This is a genomic window from Halorubrum xinjiangense, from assembly GCF_900102375.1.
GTDB lineage: Archaea > Halobacteriota > Halobacteria > Halobacteriales > Haloferacaceae > Halorubrum > Halorubrum xinjiangense.
This window is the reverse complement of record NZ_FNBO01000004.1, coordinates 114624-133332: the sequence shown is the minus strand read 5'-3', so window position 1 is coordinate 133332 and position 18709 is coordinate 114624. Positions and strand designations below refer to the sequence as shown.

Annotated in this window: 17 protein-coding genes; 7 read left to right on the top strand and 10 right to left on the bottom strand. The window is 69.0% G+C overall.

Annotated features, from left to right (window positions below; all coding sequences use genetic code 11):
- Positions 1-48: 48 nt before the first annotated feature.
- The 4 genes from F3H13_RS06565 to F3H13_RS06555 form a co-directional block, all read right to left on the bottom strand.
- Entirely contained in the window at positions 49-1311 is a 1263-nt protein-coding gene (locus F3H13_RS06565) for a PQQ-binding-like beta-propeller repeat protein (RefSeq protein ID WP_149798244.1), read from the bottom strand.
- Positions 1312-1401: 90 nt separating this feature from the next.
- Positions 1402-2190 carry a carbonic anhydrase gene (locus tag F3H13_RS06560; protein WP_149798243.1) on the bottom strand — a complete coding sequence of 263 codons (789 nt, stop codon included), beginning with the start codon at positions 2188-2190 and terminating at the stop codon, positions 1402-1404.
- A 153-nt stretch (positions 2191-2343) separates the two neighbouring features.
- The gene (locus F3H13_RS16505) at positions 2344-2478 is read right to left on the bottom strand and encodes a hypothetical protein (protein ID WP_262488590.1); all 135 of its coding nucleotides are present in this window, start codon (positions 2476-2478) and stop codon (positions 2344-2346) included.
- Between the two features lie 69 nt (positions 2479-2547).
- Positions 2548-4209, bottom strand: coding sequence for an ABC transporter substrate-binding protein (locus tag F3H13_RS06555; RefSeq protein WP_149798242.1), 1662 nt, complete (start codon positions 4207-4209; stop codon positions 2548-2550).
- A 140-nt stretch (positions 4210-4349) separates the two neighbouring features.
- On the opposite strand from F3H13_RS06555, the gene phoU reads away from it, so the two are divergent.
- The 6 genes from phoU to F3H13_RS06525 all read left to right on the top strand — a co-directional run bounded on the left by phoU (position 4350) and on the right by F3H13_RS06525 (position 10778).
- A complete protein-coding gene (phoU, locus tag F3H13_RS06550; protein ID WP_149798241.1) occupies positions 4350-5024 on the top strand; it encodes a phosphate signaling complex protein PhoU in 675 nt (224 codons plus the stop codon).
- A 425-nt stretch (positions 5025-5449) separates the two neighbouring features.
- The gene (gene tnpA, locus F3H13_RS06545) at positions 5450-5839 is read left to right on the top strand and encodes an IS200/IS605 family transposase (protein WP_149798240.1); all 390 of its coding nucleotides are present in this window, start codon (positions 5450-5452) and stop codon (positions 5837-5839) included.
- The gene (locus F3H13_RS06540) at positions 5836-7074 is read left to right on the top strand and encodes an RNA-guided endonuclease InsQ/TnpB family protein (RefSeq protein WP_149798239.1); all 1239 of its coding nucleotides are present in this window, start codon (positions 5836-5838) and stop codon (positions 7072-7074) included. Before tnpA ends, F3H13_RS06540 begins: the two co-directional genes overlap by 4 nt.
- Before the next feature lie 345 nt (positions 7075-7419).
- A complete protein-coding gene (locus tag F3H13_RS06535) occupies positions 7420-8910 on the top strand; it encodes an MATE family efflux transporter (RefSeq protein WP_149798238.1) in 1491 nt (496 codons plus the stop codon).
- 129 nt (positions 8911-9039) lie between these two features.
- Entirely contained in the window at positions 9040-10488 is a 1449-nt protein-coding gene (locus tag F3H13_RS06530; RefSeq protein ID WP_149798237.1) for a sensor histidine kinase, read from the top strand.
- A gap of 71 nt (positions 10489-10559) precedes the next feature.
- A complete protein-coding gene (locus tag F3H13_RS06525; protein WP_149798236.1) occupies positions 10560-10778 on the top strand; it encodes a YgaP family membrane protein in 219 nt (72 codons plus the stop codon).
- An 86-nt stretch (positions 10779-10864) separates the two neighbouring features.
- Here F3H13_RS06525 and F3H13_RS16150 read toward each other — a convergent pair whose 3' ends face one another.
- The 5 genes from F3H13_RS16150 to F3H13_RS06505 all read right to left on the bottom strand — a co-directional run bounded on the left by F3H13_RS16150 (position 10865) and on the right by F3H13_RS06505 (position 16863).
- The gene (locus F3H13_RS16150; protein ID WP_188128011.1) at positions 10865-11032 is read right to left on the bottom strand and encodes a hypothetical protein; all 168 of its coding nucleotides are present in this window, start codon (positions 11030-11032) and stop codon (positions 10865-10867) included.
- 56 nt (positions 11033-11088) lie between these two features.
- Entirely contained in the window at positions 11089-12039 is a 951-nt protein-coding gene (locus F3H13_RS06520) for a carbohydrate kinase family protein (protein ID WP_149798235.1), read from the bottom strand.
- Between the two features lie 132 nt (positions 12040-12171).
- The gene (locus F3H13_RS06515; RefSeq protein ID WP_149798234.1) at positions 12172-12783 is read right to left on the bottom strand and encodes a peptide-methionine (S)-S-oxide reductase MsrA; all 612 of its coding nucleotides are present in this window, start codon (positions 12781-12783) and stop codon (positions 12172-12174) included.
- Positions 12784-12920: 137 nt separating this feature from the next.
- A complete protein-coding gene (locus F3H13_RS06510; RefSeq protein WP_149798233.1) occupies positions 12921-15392 on the bottom strand; it encodes a DUF2309 domain-containing protein in 2472 nt (823 codons plus the stop codon).
- Positions 15382-16863 carry a proton-conducting transporter transmembrane domain-containing protein gene (locus tag F3H13_RS06505; protein WP_149798232.1) on the bottom strand — a complete coding sequence of 494 codons (1482 nt, stop codon included), beginning with the start codon at positions 16861-16863 and terminating at the stop codon, positions 15382-15384. The genes F3H13_RS06510 and F3H13_RS06505 overlap by 11 nt, the downstream gene beginning before the upstream one ends.
- A 265-nt stretch (positions 16864-17128) precedes the next feature.
- Here F3H13_RS06505 and F3H13_RS06500 point away from each other — a divergent pair, with 265 nt between their 5' ends.
- Positions 17129-18145 carry an amidohydrolase family protein gene (locus F3H13_RS06500; RefSeq protein ID WP_149798231.1) on the top strand — a complete coding sequence of 339 codons (1017 nt, stop codon included), beginning with the start codon at positions 17129-17131 and terminating at the stop codon, positions 18143-18145.
- Here the strand turns inward: F3H13_RS06500 and F3H13_RS06495 are convergent.
- Positions 18142-18624 (bottom strand): Lrp/AsnC family transcriptional regulator, encoded by a 483-nt coding sequence (locus tag F3H13_RS06495; RefSeq protein ID WP_149798230.1) that lies wholly within the window; start codon positions 18622-18624, stop codon positions 18142-18144. The two genes, F3H13_RS06500 and F3H13_RS06495, sit on opposite strands and share 4 nt — an antisense overlap.
- Between the last annotated feature and the right edge of the window lie 85 nt (positions 18625-18709).

The following is an 18709-nucleotide window of genomic DNA, read 5'->3' as shown; positions in this document are numbered from 1 at the left end:
TTTTCGAAAAAACCGCTATTTATAAATCGCTACGACAGCCCACTCGGCTCAGGTCTCCACTGCGATCGCGGTCCCGTCGTCCGCGACCACGATCACCTCCTCGCCGCCGTCGCCGGTGACGTCGGCGAACAGGGGGCCGCCGTAGGCGACGACCTCGGCGGGGCCGCCCCGGGTGATCACTTCGCCGCTCTGGGTCATCGCGAGTACCTCGCCGGCGCGGTTGACCACGACCGGCGCGCGCTCGCCGTCGCCGTCGACGTCGCCCATGCGCGGCTCGTTGACCCGGGTCGACGCGCCGTACTGCTGTTTCCAGACGACCTCTCCGTCGAGGAGGTCGACGGCCCACACGCTCCCGGTGCCGCCGACGTACACCCGACCGGGGTCGGCGTCGCCGATCGCGACCGGGCGGTCCTGAAGCCCGACCTCGTACCGGTCCGACCCGTCGCTCGCCTCGACGGTCTCCAAGTTCCCGTTCGCCCCCCCGAGCGCCAACACGGGGCCGTCGCGGCTGTCCGCCGCGTTCCAGCTCAGCGGGTTCACGTTCGGCTCGGTCGTCCAGCGCATCTCGCCGTCCGCGCCGAGCATGTGGATCGTCGCGGGGTCGCCCGCGGTCGTCAGCACCGCGAGCCCGCCCCGCACCTCGGCGTCCGCGTCCGGCTCGACGACGAGCGGCCGGCGGTCGACCTCGCCCGGCAGCGAGGCCTCGGCGACGGCGTCGCCCTCGCCGTTGACGACGCGAACCTCCCCGTCGGTCGTGACCGCGGCGACCTCCGGGCTCCCGTCGCCGGTGAGGTCGCCGACTGCGGGGCGAAGCCCGGAGGGGCCGCCGAGGTCGATCGCGAACCGCTCCGTCCCGTCGGCCGCGTCGACGACGACGAGGTCGCCCGACGCCGTCGTGAGCGCGACCACCGGGTCGCCGCCGAGCGTGCCCGCGGTGAGGGCGCTGACGCCGACAGGGTCGCCGCCAGCTTCGTCGGAGTCGTTCCCGTCGCCCGTCCCGTCGCCGCCGCCGCGCTCCGCGTCCGGCCCGGAGACCGGGGCCGCCCACGGGGTCTCGTCGGTCCCGACGACCGTCGCGGAGACGACCCGCGACCCGTTCTCGACCGCGGGCCGGATGAGGAGCGGGTCGCCGTCGACGGTCGCGACCACGGCGCCGCTGCCGTCGTCGCCCGCGGCCGGGTCGGACTCCCAGACGACCGTGGCCTCCGTGGTGGCGTCGTCGACGCCGACGAACGCGAACAGCGCCACGCCGACGCCGGTCGCGCCGCCCGCCAGCAAGATCAGCGTCGCGAACAGGACGCGTCGGTCCATTTGAACCACCTTCGGGCGTCGCCGTGAAACGGTTGTCGGATGCGGCCCTTCCGGTCTGCGCCGGTCCGGAAAGCGGGCCGGAAGCGACCGCTACCGCTCCAGTAGCGTCGCCACGTGGCCCGCGTGCGCCTCGCCGACGAGCTCACGGAGCGCCGCGGGGTCGCGCTCGCCGTCAGCGTTCACGAGGTAGGCGGCGCCGTCGCGGTCGCCGTAGACGCCGTGGAGGTCGTAGACGAACCCGTACACCGTCGCGTTGGCCGCCTCCTCGCTCTCGCGAGCGAACGCCACCTGTGCGTGGACGTTGTACTCGACGAGGCGGTCGTGGACCGAGGAACCGGTACGAGCGTCCGGTTGTGCGTCGTTCGCGCCGGCCATCTCGTCGGCATCTACCTCGGCGTCGGCCGCGTCGCCGTCGGCCGCGTCGCCGTCGGCCGCGTCACCGACGACGGCCGGGTCGCTCAGCCCCTCCTCGACGATCGGTAACAGCGCCTCGACGTCGGCGCGGACACCCGGTTCCGACGGGAACTCGCCGGTTCGGGCGGCCGTGAGCGCGGCCTCGACCGCGCCGCATCCCGTGTGACCGACCACGGCGAGGACCTCGGTGTGGGTGTGCCCGAGCGGGTACGCCACGCTGCCGTCCAGAACTCGCTCGCCGTCGACGAGGGCGCTCACGCTGTTGCCGATGGCGCCGGAGGTGAAGAGGAACCCCGGCTCGTCGACGGCGAACATCCCCTCCTGGGAGACGCGCGAGTCGGAGCAGCAGACGGAGACCACGCCTGGCCGCTGGCCGTCGCGGTGCCGGTCGAAGGAGCCGGACGGAAGCGCAGCGACGTGGTCGTCGTTGCGGTCAAGGAGGTCGGCGAGTATCCCGCGGTCCATACCGGTCCGACCCGTCGGAGGAACAAAAAACGCCGTGGACGCGGAGGGGGTGGTCTGGACGCGCAGTTCGCAGCGGGAGCGCGGTTCGCAGCGGGAGAGCGCGCAGTTCGCAGCGGGAGAGCGGGCGGGCCGTCGTCGCCGGAACGGGGCCGATCAAGCGACGAGTCCGACGACGGAGACCAGGACTCCGACGACGAACACCGCGAGGAGCGCGATTGTCGCGATCACGACCGCGGGCGCGAGCGCCTCCTCGTTCTCGTCGAGGACGAGGTCTTCTATGTTCTGCATACCCGAGCCGTCGTCGCGGCGGGGTTTGAACGCTTCGACCGAGCCCGCGCTACTCGTCGAGCCGGCCCGTCACTGGTCGAGCCACACGTTGTTGTAGTCGCTCACGATCCGGGGGTTGTACTGCGAGCGCGGGTGGGCGACGAAGTCGTTGACGTAGTCGCGCACGCCGATGGAGACGCGCAGGCTGTAGCTGGGGAGGTGGACCCGGTCTTCGAGCACCGTCGGGATGATCGACTCGTACAGCTCGCGCCGCTCGTCGATGTCGCTGGCGCGCCGCGCCTCGATGATCTCGTCCATGAGGTCGTCGTTCTCGTAGTAGGTCCCGTTCGTGGCGCCGATCTGGCCGTCGTGGAACAGGTTGTACACGTACGAGTCCGGGTCGGGCCCGCCGAGCCACCCCAGCGCGTACATGTTGTAGTCGTCCTCGTCGCCCGTGTCGTACGTGTCGAGGAAGGTGCCCCAGTCGTACCGGCGCACCTCCGCGTCGTAGCCGGCCTCGTTCAGCCCGTTCGAGACCGAGATGCCAATCTGCTCGCGGAGGTCGTCCGGCGGGACGATGATCCGGAAGTTGTAGTCCTCGGGCACGCCCGCGTCCGCGAGCAGCTCTGCCGCGCGGTCGACGTCGCGGTCGTGGCCGATGTCCGCCCAGTCGTCCACCGGGAAGTCCCACGAGTCAGCGACCGGGAGCGGCACCGGCGCGTAGTTGCGCTCCCCGGCCGGCTCGATGAAGTTCGAGACGGCTTGGTCCATCGAGACGGCGTAGTCTATCGCCTCTCGGACCTGCGGGTCCGCCGTCGGCCCCTCGTTGCAGTTGAACGCGATGTAGTAGTAGGAGATGCCGGGCTCCGACTGGAGCGACATGTTGTCGGCGTTCTCGACAGTCTCCCACGTCTGGGGCGTGATCCCGTCGGCGACGTCCGACTCGCCGGTCTCTAAGGAGACGACGCGCGTCGTGCTCTCCTCAACCGGCTCGAACCGGAGTCGGTTCAGGTACGGCAGCGAGTCGCCCCAGTAGTCGTCCCACTGGACCAGGTCGACGAACTCCCCTTCGGTCCAGTCGTCGAACTCGAAGGGCCCGGAGCCGACCGGCGATTCGAGGTTGAACGCATCCCTGTCCGCCTCTCTGACCGACTCGGGAACCACGTTCCGCGTCAGCGCGAGCGTGTAGAACGGGCCGTACCCGTACTGGAGGTCGATCTGGACGGTCCGCTCGTCGACGACCTCGATCGTGTCGATCATCTCGACGTCCGGCGCGTTGGCGGTCTCCTCCTCGACCGGGGCGAGCAGCGAGTACCGCACGTCCGACGCGGTGACCGGATCGCCGTTCTGGAAGCGCGGCCCGTCGCGGAGCTCCACGACGTACCGCGTCCCGTCGCGCTCGACGGTCGGCTCCTCGCTGGCGAGGTGCGGGACCGGGTTCGTCGCCTCGTCGTAGGCGTACAGCGGCTCGAACACCTGCGAACACACCTGCTGCGAGTAGATGTCGTTGACGACGATCGGGTCGAACTCGATCGGCGACACCTGCTGTGAGTAAACCAGTTCCCCGCCGCTGACCGGCTCGTCACCACCTCCGTCCCCGTTGTCGTCGCTTCCGCCACTTCCGCCGCCGGTGGTTCCGTTCCCATCGCCGTCGGCGCCGCGGCCGGCGCACCCGGCGATCGCCCCTGCCGTCACCCCGGTCGCGACGCCGCGAAGCACGCGCCGCCGCGACGAGTCGAGTTTCCGTGACATTGCTGTCCGTTTCTCCCCGACGTATAAGTCTCCGGACACACTGGCAGCGTTCGACCGTACGTCGGATAACCAGTGATAGTTTCCGGTAGTTGAACTTCGCCGACGTGTTTTTGTGCGTCCGGCGTGGCGAATACGCCAAGATGCCACGCGAACAGTACCAGACAAAACTGGAGGCCCTCCGCGACGACGTGCTCTACATGAGCGAACTGGTCGCGGAGCGGCTCCGCACCGGGCTCGACGCCCTCGAACGGCAGGACGCTGCGCTGGGCGAGGAAGTGATAACCGGCGACGCCGAGATCAACGACCTCTATCTCGAACTGGAGGGGCAGTGTACGGACCTGATCGCGCTCCAGCAGCCGGTCGCCGGGGACCTGCGGTTCATCGCCGCGTCGTTCAAGATCATCACCGACCTCGAACGGATCGCCGACCTCGCGACGAACCTCGGCGAGTACGCGAAACGGGCCGACCGCGAGGTGTTCCCCGACGTCGACGTCCAGCGTATCGGCGACGACACGCTGGCGATGCTCGACGAGGCGATGGACGCGTACGCGGAGTCGGACCCCGAGCGCTGTCACGCCGTCGCCGAGGCGGACGACGACCTCGACGCCGCCTGCGAGGCCGCGAGCGACCTCGTCGTCCGCGACCTCATCGAGCGCGACGAGCTCCGCGAGGAGGAGGACGTGGAGGCGACGATGCGGAACGTCTCGCGGCTCCTCCTTACGATCCGCGACCTCGAACGCGTCGGCGACCACGCGGTCAACATCGCCGCCCGGTCGCTGTACATGATCGAGAACGACGACGAACTGCTGTACTGACCGTCGGCAGCGGGGTTTTCGGTGCGATTCAGCTAACTCGAGGCCGGGAACGGCTTCGAGCGGCCTCGGGGGCGGAGTCGGCGGTGCGTCGAAGGACGGCGCCTCCGTGCCGATAGCAACGAGACCCCCGTATTCGTCTCCTCAGACCGACCCGTGTTCGCTCGTCTCAGTCTCCCTCTTCCGCCGACATGAGCGCGACCCCGGTGACGGACGTCGAGACGCCGAGGAGGACGACGCCCAAGTACGCGACGGCTATCGTCCCCATATCTTGGATTGCCGCGTGATAGAGTTACGAGCGCATACCCCCGTCTTTAGGCGGGAGTCAAGCGGACAATAGCGTACACCTCCACCGACGACGCTACGGCTGGATTTCCCGCCGATTCTCCACAGTATTAAGACACCTTGATCTATAGTGTGTAACGCAGGTGAAGACCACACGGCACGCGACTTACAACCTCAACTACCACATAGTGTGGTTGCCGAAGTATCGCAACTCGGTACTCGTCAACGAGGTCGCTGACCGTGTGCGAACCATCCTCCACGAAATTGCCGACGACAAGGGCCTCGAAATTCTCGATCTCACCGTACAGCCGGACCATGTTCACCTGTTCGTCAGTAGCCCGCCCAAGAACGAACCAGCGCTCCTCGCCAACTGGTTCAAGGGTATCTCCTCGCGCAAGTACAACCACCGATACGCCGACCATGACGGCGAGAAAATCGGATGGGCGAGAGGCTACTACGCAGGGACCGCTGGGCACGTTTCGAGTGAGACTGTCGAGAACTACATCCAGCGTCACGAGGTGGATGAGTCGTGACCGGACTCACGAAGACGCTGGAACTCAAATTGGTAGAGCCGAACGCTCACAAGCGGAGAAAACTCCGAGAGACGCGAGAGGCGTACCAACAGGCCCTTCATGACGCCTTCGACGCCAGATGTACCACGCAGACTGAAACGAACGATGTGGTGGTCAACTACGACCTGAGTGGGTACGCGAAGAACGCGCTCAAAAAATACGTCCCGCAACTCACGACGACGTACAACGCGGGCGAACTTCACGACGACCACCCTGTTCGGTTCACCAACGAGGGGCTACGGCTCGCCCACAAGCCAGAGAACGCTATCGAGTGGTACGTCAAAATCCCGCACCACGAGGATTACCACCTCTGGATGCCAGCACAGTCGAACCCTGAGCAACGGGGCTGGCTCGAAGCGGTGAACGCTGGCGACGCGGAGATGGGCGAGAGTCGACTGTTCGCGCGAGACGGAACGTGGTATCTCCACGTCACCGCCACCCGCGACGTGGGGGAACGCTCTGAGGCGTCCGCCGAAGAACGGACGCCCATCGGAGTGGACATCGGGGAAGCGTCACTCGTCACGGTGTGTCACCGCGACGATCACGGTTCCCCGACCGCGCCAGAACTGTGGGCCGACGAGGGAAAGACCGTTCGTCGGCTGCGCAAGACCTACTTCACCGCCAAGCGCCGACTCCAGACGCGGGAAAGCGAGCGTATCGCGGAGTCGTTCGGGGACGACCTGTGGAACCAGATAGACGACGTGTTCCACCGGGTCACCCGCGAAGTCGTGGAGTACGCCGAGTCCGTCGAGAATCCCGTGCTGGTTCTGGAAGACCTGACGTACATCCGGGAGTCGATGGACTACGGCGAGTACATGAACCGGCGTCTCCACGGGTGGGGATTTGCCAAACTCCACGCGCAGATACGCTACAAGGCCGTTGAGAAGGGGATCCCCGTTGAGACGGTACACCCACGCAACACCTCGAAGGAGTGCCACGCTTGCGGTGAAGTGGGATACCGCCCACAACAGGCGACGTTTACGTGTACGAACGACGACTGCTGGGTGGATGAGTATCAAGCGGATGTGAACGGGGCGATAAACATCGCAGACCGCTACCTCAGCGGAGAGAGCCATTCAAGAGAACACACGGATGGCGATGACTCGGCTGAGGATGGGGGGCGTTTGACCGCCCCACAAGACAGCCACGCCGATGCTGAGACCCAGCAGGCGACGCGTGGAACGTATACGTCTTGAAACCGCCAGGCCACGCTCGGCCTGAAATCCCGTGGTGGGATTCCCGCGTCTTCAGGCGCGGGAGGAGGTCAAGTCGTCTCGCTTCGTTCGCCCCGAAGCGCGGCCGATGGTAGAATTAATTTTTCATTCCTGCTCCTGATCCGGCCGCCCGTCGCCTCTCGACACCCGACTCGTCTCCCACTTGTCGGTCTCCGAGTCCGCGCCCGTCCCTGGCCCCGTCGCGGGTCGCTCTCAGCGAGGACACGATTTAATTGCCTCACGACCGTACAGATCGTCGTTGATTCCTCACACGTCTCGCCGTCGCGCCGTCGGGCGTCAGGCGGCCGTCCGCGCTGGGGGCCACCGATGAGCCTCCTCAGTCTCCTCGCGGGGCTGTTCAAGTCGCAGTCGGAGCTCGATTTGACCGACGGCTCGATCCCTCGCTCGCTGTTTTTCCTGTCGCTGCCGATCGTCATCACCAACCTCCTCCAAGTCGGCTACAATCTCGCGGACACGTTCTGGCTCGGTCGGTACAGCACCGAAGCGCTGGCGGCGATCAGCCTCGGGTTCCCGCTCGTCTACCTGTTCATCTCGCTGGGGCTCGGCCTCACGGTCGCCGGGAGCGTCCTGGTCGCCCAACACACTGGGGCGGAGCAGTCCGAGCGCGCGGAGTACGCGGCCTCACAGACGGTCGCGTTCACGCTGTTGGCCGGCGTCGGCCTCGGCGCCCTCGGCTTCCAGTTCGTCGCCGACCTGCTGAACGTCTTCGAGGCGGAACCGGTGGTGTTGGGATTGGCGACCGAGTACATGGAGGTCATCAGCCTCGGACTGCCGTTCCTCTTCGGCTTCACCGTCTTCATCGCGCTGATGCGCGGCGCCGGCGACACCGTCACGCCCATGCTCGTCATGTTCGGCACGGTCGTCCTCAACGTCGCCCTCGATCCCCTGCTGATCTTCGGCGTCGGACCGCTGCCCGAACTCGGCGTCGAGGGGGCGGCGATAGCGACCGTCTTCTCACGGGGATCCGCGATGGTCGTCGGCCTCTGGATCATGCTCCGGGGCGCCCACGGGATCCAGATCCACCTCGCACAGATGGTGCCGGACCTCGGATACAGCAGGAAGCTGCTCCGGATCGGCGTCCCGGCGTCGATCGAGAACACCGGCCGGGCGGTATCGATCAACGCCGTGTTGGTCATCGTGACGTTGTTCTCGACACCGGTCGTCGCGGGCTTCGGCGTCGGCGTCCGCGTCTTCTCGATGATCTTCATGCCCGCCATCGCCATCGACCGCGGCGTCGAGGCGATGACCGGACAGAACATCGGCGCCGGTCGCGAGGACCGCGTCGTCGCGACCAACCGGTTCGCGGCGAAGACGTCGTTCGTCCTCCTGTCGCTGCTCGGCGCCATCACCTTCGCGTTCGCCCCGGACATCATCGCCGTGTTCGACGACTCGCCGGCCGTCGTCGCCGAGGGGGCGTCGTTCCTCCGGTGGATCGCTCCGACGTTCGGCTTCGTCGGCGTGCTCCGCGCGTACAGCGGCGGGTTCCGCGGCGCCGGGAAGACGCTGACCGCCGCCGCCATCGCGGTCGTGCTGTTCGGCTTCATCCGGCTCCCGGTCGCGTACGTCGCCTCGCGGGGCGTCCTCCCGACGGACGCGTGGTTCTTCGGCGCTCCCGACCCGACGGGCATCTGGTTCGCCTTCGCCGTCTCCGGGGTCGTCGCGGCGGTCGTCGCGGCCGGCTGGTTCGAGAGCGGCGGCTGGCGCGGCAGCGCCCTGACCGACGGGCCCGACGCCGATGCGAACGCCGAGTCCGGGAACGTGGATCGCGACGACACGACGACGACCGGTGACGACTGAGAGCCCGGGCGCGACGCACCGGCCGCCCCGGCGACTGACAGCCGCTCGCACGGGGACCGTTCCGACCGATTCGAATCACCACTATCCCGTGTTTTTAGTCGGTAGAGCCCGTTAAGACTGATATAACGAATGTCGATCGAAAACCCACAGCGAGCCTCGTCTGCGCCGATCGAGGTGCTCCATGTCGACGACGATCCGGCGGTTCTCGACCTCACGCAGTCCTTCCTCGACGAGGAGTTGGAGGCGGTCACCGTCGCGACGACGACGGACCCCGACGAGGCCCTCGAACGGCTCGACTCGGAGACGTTCCACTGCGTCATCAGTGACCTCGAGATGCCGGGCCGCGACGGGCTCGAACTGCTCGACGCGGTGCGCGACCGGTACCCCGACCTCCCGTTCGTCCTCTACACCGGGAAAGGGAGCGAGGAGATCGCCGCCGAGGCGATAAACGCCGGCGTCACGGGCTATCTCCAGAAAGGCGGGCCGGACCAGATCCGGCGGCTCGCCAACCGCGTCGAACACGCGGCGGCGGAGCACCGCAGCCGGATCGAGTCGGAGCGGTACTCGACCGTCCTGCGGGCGCTCGACTACCCGGTCTACGTCGTCAGCGACGACGCCACGTTCGAGTACGTCAACGAGGCGTTCGTCGAGCTGACCGGGTACGACCGCGAAGAGATACTCGGCAACACGCCGGGACTGATCAAGACCGACGAGGGGGTCGAAACGGCGAACGACATGCTCGCGAAGATCGTCTCCTCGGACGGGCCGGACAGACAGAAGTTCAAGGTCGACATCTACACCGCCGACGGCGACGTCGTCCCGTGTTACGACCACATGGCCGCGCTCCCCTTTGACGACGAGTTCCGCGGCTCGGTCGGGATACTGAGAGACGCGAGCGCCGAGCAGCGCCGGCGCGAGGAGCTGATCCGACAGAACGAGCGGCTCGACGAGTTCACGTCGATCATCTCGCACGACCTCCGGACGCCGCTCGGGAACGCCGAGACGGCGGCGGACCTCGCCAGAACGACGGGAGACGAGGACGCGTTCGAACGACTCGAGGCGGAACACGAGCGGATGGAACAGATGATCGAGGACCTGCTGACGCTCGCCCGCGAGGGGCAGACGGTCTCGGAGACCGAGCCCGCGGACGTGGCCGCCATCGCCGCCGAGGCGTGGGAGCCGTTCTGCTGTGCGGACGACGCGCTCGAACTGCCGGACTCGGAGCTGGTCATCGACGGCGACCCGTCCCGCCTCCGTCAGCTGCTGGAGAACCTCATGCGGAACGCGGTCGAGCACGCCGACTCGCCGGTCACGGTGACGATGGGCCGGGTCGGCGGCGGGTTCTACGTCGCCGACGACGGGCCGGGGATCGACCCGGAACGCCGTGATCAGGTCTTCGAGCCCGGCCACACCACCGCTGACGGTGGAACAGGATTCGGCCTCTCGATAGTGAAGCGGATCGCCGACGCGCACGGCTGGGAGGTGACGATAACCGAGAGCGAGGCGGGGGGCGCGCGCTTCGAGTTCGTCGCCGACCAGCGCGCGCACGCGACCACTGAGGCGCTGTCCGTCTCGTAGCGACGCGGCCTTCGAAACGTGTCCGGTCGGGCCCCTCAAGCTTTTAGCCGCCGCGGCGCCTCCCGTCGTCCGTGAAACGAAACGTGGGGCGGATCGATGCGATCGCCCGGATCATCGGCGGCGTCGCGATCGCCGCCTTGGCGCTACTCGCCGCGACCGGGAGCGTCAGCGTCCCGGTCGTCTCCGCGGTCGGGCTCGGCGTCGCCGGCGTGGTACTGATAGTCGAAGGCGCTACCCGTCGGTGTCTGCTGTACCGCGCGCTCGGAATCGACCGCTGCCCGGTCGACTGACGGCGGAACCGATCGCACCGGCATCGACCGATGACGGAATCGACGGCGGAGACGGCGCGACGGGAACCGACGCGGCCGCCTTCCGGTCACTTCGCGAAGTAGCTCGTGAAGTACCCCGAGAAGAACGAGCTGATAGCCACCGCGACGAGCAGGTCCGACGTGTCGTGGTCGTCGCCGGAGACGGTCAGCCACGTGATTCCGATGCCGAGCACGAGCGAGATAACGCCGTTCGCGAGGTCGTTTTTGAACGCCATGTTCGATCGTTCGTCTCAGATCGTCAAAACGTATGTGATGATCCGCTCCCGACCGGTCATGAGTCGTCGAGCCGCTCCGCGACGACCGCCGCGGCGTCGGGATCGAACGGGGCGACCGTCGCCGCCGCCGCCGCGCCGGCCGCGTTGCCGATCGCCGCGAGCTCGCCCAGATCCGAGCGGCCGCGCCGCCGCGCCGCGAGCACGGCCCCGGCGAAGGCGTCCCCGGCTCCGGCGGTCGTCGCGGCCGAGACGCTCGGCGGCGACGCGGTGACGCGCTCGACGACCTTCCCGTCTCGGAGACGCAGCCCGACCGTCGCCGACGCGCCGTCGGTGAGGAACGCGGTTCCGGAGTGGTCCGCCGGGAGCCGGCCGACGAGGCCGTCCGGCGTCGGGTCGACGCCCGCGACCGCGAGGTCGTCGGTCCCCGCGAAGACCAGCGTGCAGTGGGGGAGCACCTCCCCGAGCGCCGCCCGGTACGCCGCAGCGCTCTCCCACTGGTTCGTCCGCCCGTTCAAGTCGAAGGCGACCTTCGTCCCCTCGTCGCCCGCCGCCGCCGCGAGCCGGCTGACCGCCGAGCGGTTCACCGTCGGCGGGAGCGTGACGCCCTCCAAGTGGAGCCAGTCGTACGGGGCGACGAGCGACGCCGGGTCCTCCGGCGGCGTGAAGCCGTAGCAGCTCCCGCGCACCCACGCGTCCCACCGGTCTCCGTCGTCGCTCGGCACGTAGAGCGTGAGCGGCGAGGGCCCGTCGACGCGAGTGACGCCCTCGGTGTCGACGGGGGTTTCGTCGAGGTGGCTCGCGGCCATCTCGCCGGCGATGTCGCTCCCGACGTTCGTCACGACCGCGGCGTCACACCCGACTCCGGTGACCCACCGTGCGACGTTCGTCGCCGTCCCGCCGACGTGCCACTCGAAGCGGCTCCCGCTCGCCAACGACCCGTCGCCGACCGGGTAGAGGTCGACGGTCGTGTCGCCGACGACGAGCGCGCCGCGGTCGGCGTCGGTCACCGCCGCTCACCGCGTTCGACGGGCCGATTTCGGGTCGATCGCGCCGGTTGACGCGCTCCGTTCACGTCCGATTGTAGTCGCGTGGGCATCATAAAATCGCAGGGGCCCGGCCGTCGCTCCCGGACCGGCGCGCTACTCGGCGGTCAACAGCTTGGCGGCGACGCCGCTCCCGCTCCCGGCCACGTAGCCGTTCAGCTTCGCGGCCGCGGGGGACTCGCGCACCGCTTCGTCATCGTACCCCGCATCGTCGAACGCGTCCATGAGCTCCGCCCGCGACCGGAGCCTGTACTTCTGGTGGTACGCCTCCGCCGGATAGAACCGCGAGAGCTGCTCGATCCGGGTCCCGATCGCGTCCGGCTCCAGCCCTCGCTCGCGGAGGAACTCGGTGAGCGCTGCTCCCTGGGCCCGCGTCTCGGTGAGCACGACGTTCTGGTACTGGGCCTTCCGCGGCTGCGAGTTCGGGTCGTGCTGGCTGAAGGCGCGCTCGACGAGTTCGGCGTACTCGATCAGGCCGGGGTCGAACGCGACCTGAACAACCTCTGTGTGGTCGCCCAGCGAGTGGTACGTCGGGTCCGTCTTCGTGCCGCCGGCGTAGCCGGCTCGAGTCCGGACCACGCCGTCGAGCGCGCCGAAGCTCGCGTCGGGACCCCAGAAGCAGCCGAGGCCGAAGGTCGCCGTCTCGGTCTCCTCCGGCTCCGGGGCTCGCTCGTCGTACTCGCGTATCGCGCGTGGTGTGAGTGTCATCGGTCGTAGCCTCCGCACGAGCCGCCGCACCGACCGCGACAGGCGGCGCCACATACGTCTCTTATCGAGAGGCCAACGGGCAAGAGCGTGTCGGGGGTTCGTCCGTCGGAGCGCCGCGGTCTCCGGCGACCGTTCCGTCAGTCGTCCGCGACGGTCGGTGCGCTCGACCCGGCGGGCGCTTCGACCTGCGCCGACTCGGTCGGCGCCGACCACTCCAGGTCCGACTCGTAGTGGAAGGCGCGGTGGTCCCGCGTCGGGTCGACGACCGTCAGCGAGAGCCAGTCGTTGTCGAGGAGTTTGGCCACCGCCTCGTGGTCAGCCAAGACCGCCTCCGCGCGCTCGACCGGCGCGTGGACGACCGTCGAGAGGCGGAGCGGCTGGTGGTACGGCTTGTCGGTCCCGGCCATAACGGACTGGAGCGGCAGTCCGCCCATGAGGTCACCGCCGTTCCCTTGGTAGACGCCGACATTGCCGACCGGGTTCTGGGTCACCTTCGACCCGCTCCCGTAGGCCGCGTTGTCGACCGTCGAGAAGTAGTACTGGGCGTTGATCCACTGGGTGACGACCATCGGGCCGGCGAGTATCGCTTCGAGCGCGTCGCCGTCGGGGTCCGTCGTCCAGTCGTACGAGTGGAGGAAGGCGCGTCCGTCGAGGTCGAGGTCGGCCGTCAGTCCGCGGGGGCCGACGACGAAGCCGGCGTTGCCGGCCAACCCCCACTCGGGGCGCGTCTCGGCCCAGTCGCCGGCGCGGCGCTCCGCCTCGCGGACGGCCGAGCCCCCGGCCGCCGATCCGGTGCGCTCGGCGGCGGCGCGCTCGCGGGCGGCGTCAAGGTCCGCGCGAAGCCGTTCGAGGTCCGCGGCGTGCGAGTCGGGCACGTCGCCGTCGTACAGTTCAATCTCGTCGGTCGTCGTGTTGTGTTCGGCGGCGAGGAAAACGGCGTCGCCGGGCACGTCGTGGCCGCGCTTGCGGAGCCCCGCTCTGACCGCGGGGTCGTTACAGATCGCGGCGAGCACGCGGGCGTTCGGGCCGCCCGGGTTGCCGGCGCAGGCGCCGCAGTCGAGGCTGGAGTCGTAGGGGTTGTTCGCCGTCTCGGCCGCGTGGCCGGTGAAGACGACGAGGCGACCGAACGCCTCCCATCCCATCAGCTCGAACGCGGTCGCGGCGTACTCGACCTTCTCGTCGGGAGTCAGTCCCGTCGGAAGCCCCTCGCCGGCGCCGTCGTGGTCGTGGATCCCCGGCTCGCAGAACTCGTGGTCGCCGGGCACCGCGTCGTCCGCGCCGTCGAGCAGGTCGTACACCCGGCCCGGAACGAGCGTCCGGGCCGCGAGCGCGATCCCGTACCCGCTCCCGGCGCCCTCGACGAAGCTGAACGCGGTGGCGGGGTTCGACCGCAGCGTCTCGATCACCTCGCCGGCGGCCTCGCGGAGCCCTGCCCAGCGGTCGCGGTTCGCCTGCTCGTCGTCGTCGGTCGGCACCTCCGCGACGCGGTGTTGCGGGTCGACGATCGGCGGACAGGCGTCGACGGACACCTCGGCGTCGTACCCGCTGTACTCCATCGGAACGCCGAAGAACCCGGCGTAACCGTGCGTCTCGTAGTCGCCGGTCGCCTCGACGTGGCGGCGGATCACCTCCGAGCGCGTGTCGATACAGAAGACCAGCTGGGCGTCCGGGCGTCCCGACGCGCCGCCGTCGGCGCGGGCGCCGCGCTCTCCGTCGCGCGCCTCGCTCTCGGCGGCGACCCGCTCGACGAGTTCGTCCCGGTAGGTGGCCTCCCACGCGCTCAGGCACGCGTCGGCGATCTCGTCGCTCGGCTCGACCGCCGCCCCGTTAGACTCGGTCGGCGGCGAGACGTCGACGCCGAAGGCGTCCGCCAGCGCGAGCCGCACCGCGAGGTACCCCGCCAGGGTGATCGGGTACGCGGACTGCCACGCGCCGCCGTCGTCGGCGCGCCGCTTGAGCAGGCCGGTCCATCCGGGGAGCGCGGCGAACTGCGCCTCGAAGATCGCGTGCCACCGTGCTTCGGGATACGGCGCCAGCGCGGCCGCGATCGCCTCGGTCGGCGACGCCGGCAGGTCGGCGATGAGCCCCTCGTCGGGGATCTCGCCGTCGTGGGCGGCCACCGACCGGAAGGCGTCGTAGAACCCCGCCTCGCGGTTCGGCATCGCCCACTCCGCCTGCCCCTCATCGAGGAACGCCGACAGCCACTTCGTCAGCACGCGGTCGACGCGCTCGGCGTCCGCGGCCGAGCGCTCCGTCCCCCCGGTATCGCTCTGCGCGTCCGCCTCCTCGGCGGTCTCTAACCGCTCTAGCAGTACTTCGGGATCGGTCTCGTACCCCCGCTCGGTCAGCCGCTCGGCGAGCAGATCGCGGTCGATCCGGCCCTCGTCGAGGGCTGTGCGGAACGTCGCTGCGCGCGGGTAGCCGCGACCGCCGAGGAGGTCCGCCGCCCGACTCACGGCCTCGTCAAATGGCCGGTCCTCGAAGCCGGCGAGCGGGTTCGCGGTCACGAACGAGTGGACCGGCCAGACCGAGCCGACGGCGGTCGCGGCCGCCTCGATCTCCTTTTCGATGGCGTCTTCGACGTCTCCGATGGCGGATTCAGTGTTCATTGTACTCCTCCGTGGCGGTCAAGACGGTGTCCGGTGCGGGTTGCCCCGCGTTCAGCAGCGCGACGTAGAGGCGCTCGCTGCGCTCGTGAACGCCGGTCTCGATCGCGACGTACGCGGCGAGGAAGGCGACCGCGACGAGTGCGTGGAGCGCGGTCAGTTCCGTCGGCGCAGAGACGAGCGGCAGCCCGGAGAGGAGCCCCGAGACCGCCCGGTAGGCGAGCGCGTACACCGCGATCGCCGGGAGCGCGACCAGCGGCACCGCGCCGTAGCGCGCCGCCGTCGAGAGGGTGGTCTGCCGGACGGCGCTCCGGGCAGCGTGGAGCGTCGTGAGCGTCACGAACCCGGCGAGCAGGAGCCCGCTGTCGACGCTCGTCCCCTTTCCGGTCAGGAGCGCGAACGTCGCGCCGCCGGCGAGCCCGGTCAACAGGACGACCGCCGCGCCGGCGACGCCCGTCTCGCCCGACCCGTGTTCCGTCGGCGCCGTGCGCTCGACCTCGTCGCCCGCGCTCAGGAAGTGGTACGCCTTGTAGAAGCCGTGTAAGACGAGGTGCGTGACGGCGGCGGCGAAGAAGCCGAGCCCGGCCTGGACGATCATAAAGCCCATCTGCCCGACCGTCGAGCAGCCCAGCTCGCCTTTGACGTCCGATCGGACGGTCTTGAGCAGCTTCCCGGCCAGCGCGCTCGCGGCGCCGACGACCACGAGCGCGAGCATGAGTCCGGTCTCGACGGTCACGACGGGCGCGAAGCGGGTCAGCAGGATCCCGCCCGCGTTGACGAAGCCGGCGTGCATCAGCGCAGAGGCGGGCGTCGGGGCGGTCATCGAGGAGAGCAGCCAGCCGTGGAACGGGACGAGCGCCGACTGGATCATCGCTGCGAGGACGAGGGCGCCCCCGGCGACGAGCCACGCGGACCCGCCGAGGGAGTCTACGCTCGCAGCGATGCCGGATATCGTCGTCGCGCCAGTCGCCCGCCACAGCGCCGTCACGGCGATCCCGAGGAGCGCGCTGCTGGCGAGGAAGTGCTGACGGGCGACGCTCGCGGCGGCGCGGGCCTGCGGCCAGCTGTCCGCGGTCCCGATGAGCCGGGCCATCAGGAGACCCATCGTCAGCCAGCAGAGCCAGAACAGCGCGACGTGGTCGGCCGCGACGAGCGCCATCACGGCGAGCGTGAACGCGGAGACTCCGAGGAAGAAGTCGGTCTCGTGAGCGCTCCCGGCCATGTAGCGGCGCGAGTAGCTGTGGACGATGCCGCTGAAAAACGTCACCACAACCCACAGCAGGACGGTGAGCCCGTCGACTGCGACCGCGCCGGGGATCTCCCACGGCCCGCCGAGTCGGAGTCGAGCGACGAGCACGGCGACGCTCGCGGCGAACAGCGTCCACGCGAGCCGCGTTAGTGCGACGGGAACGGACGACGAGTTCGCCGTCTCCCGGAGCGCTCCGACCGTCGGTTTCGAGGTACGTCCTGACATCGTTCGACTCGTCACGCGACCGTGTCCGGCGTCCGGAGCGGCTCCGGTTCCGTTTCCGGTCGCATCTATGCCTTCTCGAGAACAGTATAGCTATTAAAACTGCCTATATTCACAATCTGTTCGAATAAACCAAATTATAGAACATTATGGTTATTGGCGTGGCCGCCGCGCGGCGAGCGCAGCGGCCGCCGGGCGGCACGGATTCACGAACCGTTCGCCGTCGCTACTCAGGAAATCATATCGTTCCCGAGTCCGCAGGACCGGTATGGAGGAACTCTCTGGGACCGTCCTCGTCGGGGACTCGTTCGACCCCGTCCGCGGACGTGTCGTCGTCGAGGACGGGCGGATCGAGGCCGTCGAGGAGACGGACACCGACTCGACGGACATCGTGCTGCCGGCGTTCGTCAACGCGCACACCCACCTCGGCGACTCGGTCGCGAAGGAGGCGGCGGTCGGCCTCTCGCTCGACGAGGCGGTGGCGCCGCCGGACAGCCTGAAACACCGCCGGTTGGCGGCCGCCGACCGCGACGAACTGGTGTCGGCGATGCGCCGGACGCTCCGGTTCATGCGGCGGACCGGGACGATCTCCGCGCTCGATTTCCGCGAGTCGGGACCCGCCGGCGCGCGGGCGCTCCGCGAGGCGGCCGAGGGCGTCGGTGTCGACCCGTTCATCTTCGGAAGCGGCGACCCGTCCGTCCTCGACGTCGCCGACGGCTACGGGGCATCCGGCGCGAACGACGACGACTTCGCGGCGGAGCGCGGCGCCTGCGAGGAGCGCGGATGCCCCTTCGCGATCCACGCGGGCGAACCGGACGCGACCGACATCCATCCGGCGCTCGAGTTGGACCCGGAGCTGCTCGTCCACATGGTCCACGCCGAACGCGAGCACTTAGAGCGGGTCGCGGAGCAGTCCGTTCCGATCGCGGTCTGTCCGCGCGCGAACGCGGTCCTCGACGTCGGAAAGCCGCCGATCCGGGAGCTCCTCGACCACACGACGGTCGCGCTCGGCACGGACAACGTCATGTTGAACCAGCCGTCGATGTTCCGAGAGATGGCGACCGCGGCGAAGCGGTTCGACGTGGCCGACCGGGAGGTGCTGCGGATGGCGACCGCGGCGGGCGCCGAGATCGCCGGCCTCGACTGCGGCGTCATCGAACCGGGCCGCCGGGCCGCCCTCCTCGTCCTCGACGGCGACTCCGACAACCTCTGCGGCTCTGTCGACCCCGTGAGCGCGGTCGTCCGGCGGGCGACCGGGATGGACGTCGAGCGCGTCGTGGGTTAATCGTCCTCGTCGCGGCGCCCGGCGTCGAACTTGCCGAAGGGGGTGGTCTCGTGGGTCCGCACGAGGACCTCGTCGGCGACTGTGACGCCCATGTCGAGGAGCGCCTGCGCCACGGGCGTGATGTCGTTGTCCGACTCGCCGACGACCGTCACGAGGAGGTTCTGCTCGCCGGTGACTAGCTCCTGAACCGACACGACGCCGTCGATGTCGAGGATGTCGGGGATGAGCTCGCCCCGCTCGGGTATCGACGCGGTACAGTAGAGCAGCATCCGGAGCGGGTACCCCGACCGCTGGTAGTCGACGCTGGCGCTGTACCCCTTGACCACGCCGTCGGATTCGAGCCGCTGGATGCGCTTGCGGACGGTGCTGTCCGAGGTGCCGGTCCGCTCCGCGATGTCCCCGGACGACATGTTTCGGGCGTCTTCTTGAAGCGCGTACAGGATCGCCCTGTCGACGTCGTCTATCGCGCCGTTGTCCATGCCTCGCCGGTACGCGCGTGCCGTTTTTATACGTTGTCGAGACCGCCGCGTCCGCGCTTCCGGCCGCGGTCGCCCCGATCCCGAC

Bases quoted from the DNA above. Each gene is read 5' to 3' on its own strand.
- F3H13_RS06565 (WP_149798244.1), bottom strand. From the start codon at position 1,311: ATGGACCGACGCGTCCTGTTCGCGACGCTGATCTTGCTGGCGGGCGGC.
- F3H13_RS06560 (WP_149798243.1), bottom strand. From the start codon at position 2,190: ATGGACCGCGGGATACTCGCCGACCTCCTTGACCGCAACGACGACCAC.
- F3H13_RS16505 (WP_262488590.1), bottom strand. From the start codon at position 2,478: ATGCAGAACATAGAAGACCTCGTCCTCGACGAGAACGAGGAGGCGCTC.
- F3H13_RS06555 (WP_149798242.1), bottom strand. From the start codon at position 4,209: ATGTCACGGAAACTCGACTCGTCGCGGCGGCGCGTGCTTCGCGGCGTC.
- phoU (WP_149798241.1), top strand. From the start codon at position 4,350: ATGCCACGCGAACAGTACCAGACAAAACTGGAGGCCCTCCGCGACGAC.
- F3H13_RS06535 (WP_149798238.1), top strand. From the start codon at position 7,420: ATGAGCCTCCTCAGTCTCCTCGCGGGGCTGTTCAAGTCGCAGTCGGAG.
- F3H13_RS06530 (WP_149798237.1), top strand. From the start codon at position 9,040: ATGTCGATCGAAAACCCACAGCGAGCCTCGTCTGCGCCGATCGAGGTG.
- F3H13_RS16150 (WP_188128011.1), bottom strand. From the start codon at position 11,032: ATGGCGTTCAAAAACGACCTCGCGAACGGCGTTATCTCGCTCGTGCTC.
- F3H13_RS06515 (WP_149798234.1), bottom strand. From the start codon at position 12,783: ATGACACTCACACCACGCGCGATACGCGAGTACGACGAGCGAGCCCCG.
- F3H13_RS06510 (WP_149798233.1), bottom strand. From the start codon at position 15,392: ATGAACACTGAATCCGCCATCGGAGACGTCGAAGACGCCATCGAAAAG.
- F3H13_RS06505 (WP_149798232.1), bottom strand. From the start codon at position 16,863: ATGTCAGGACGTACCTCGAAACCGACGGTCGGAGCGCTCCGGGAGACG.
- F3H13_RS06500 (WP_149798231.1), top strand. From the start codon at position 17,129: ATGGAGGAACTCTCTGGGACCGTCCTCGTCGGGGACTCGTTCGACCCC.
- F3H13_RS06495 (WP_149798230.1), bottom strand. From the start codon at position 18,624: ATGGACAACGGCGCGATAGACGACGTCGACAGGGCGATCCTGTACGCG.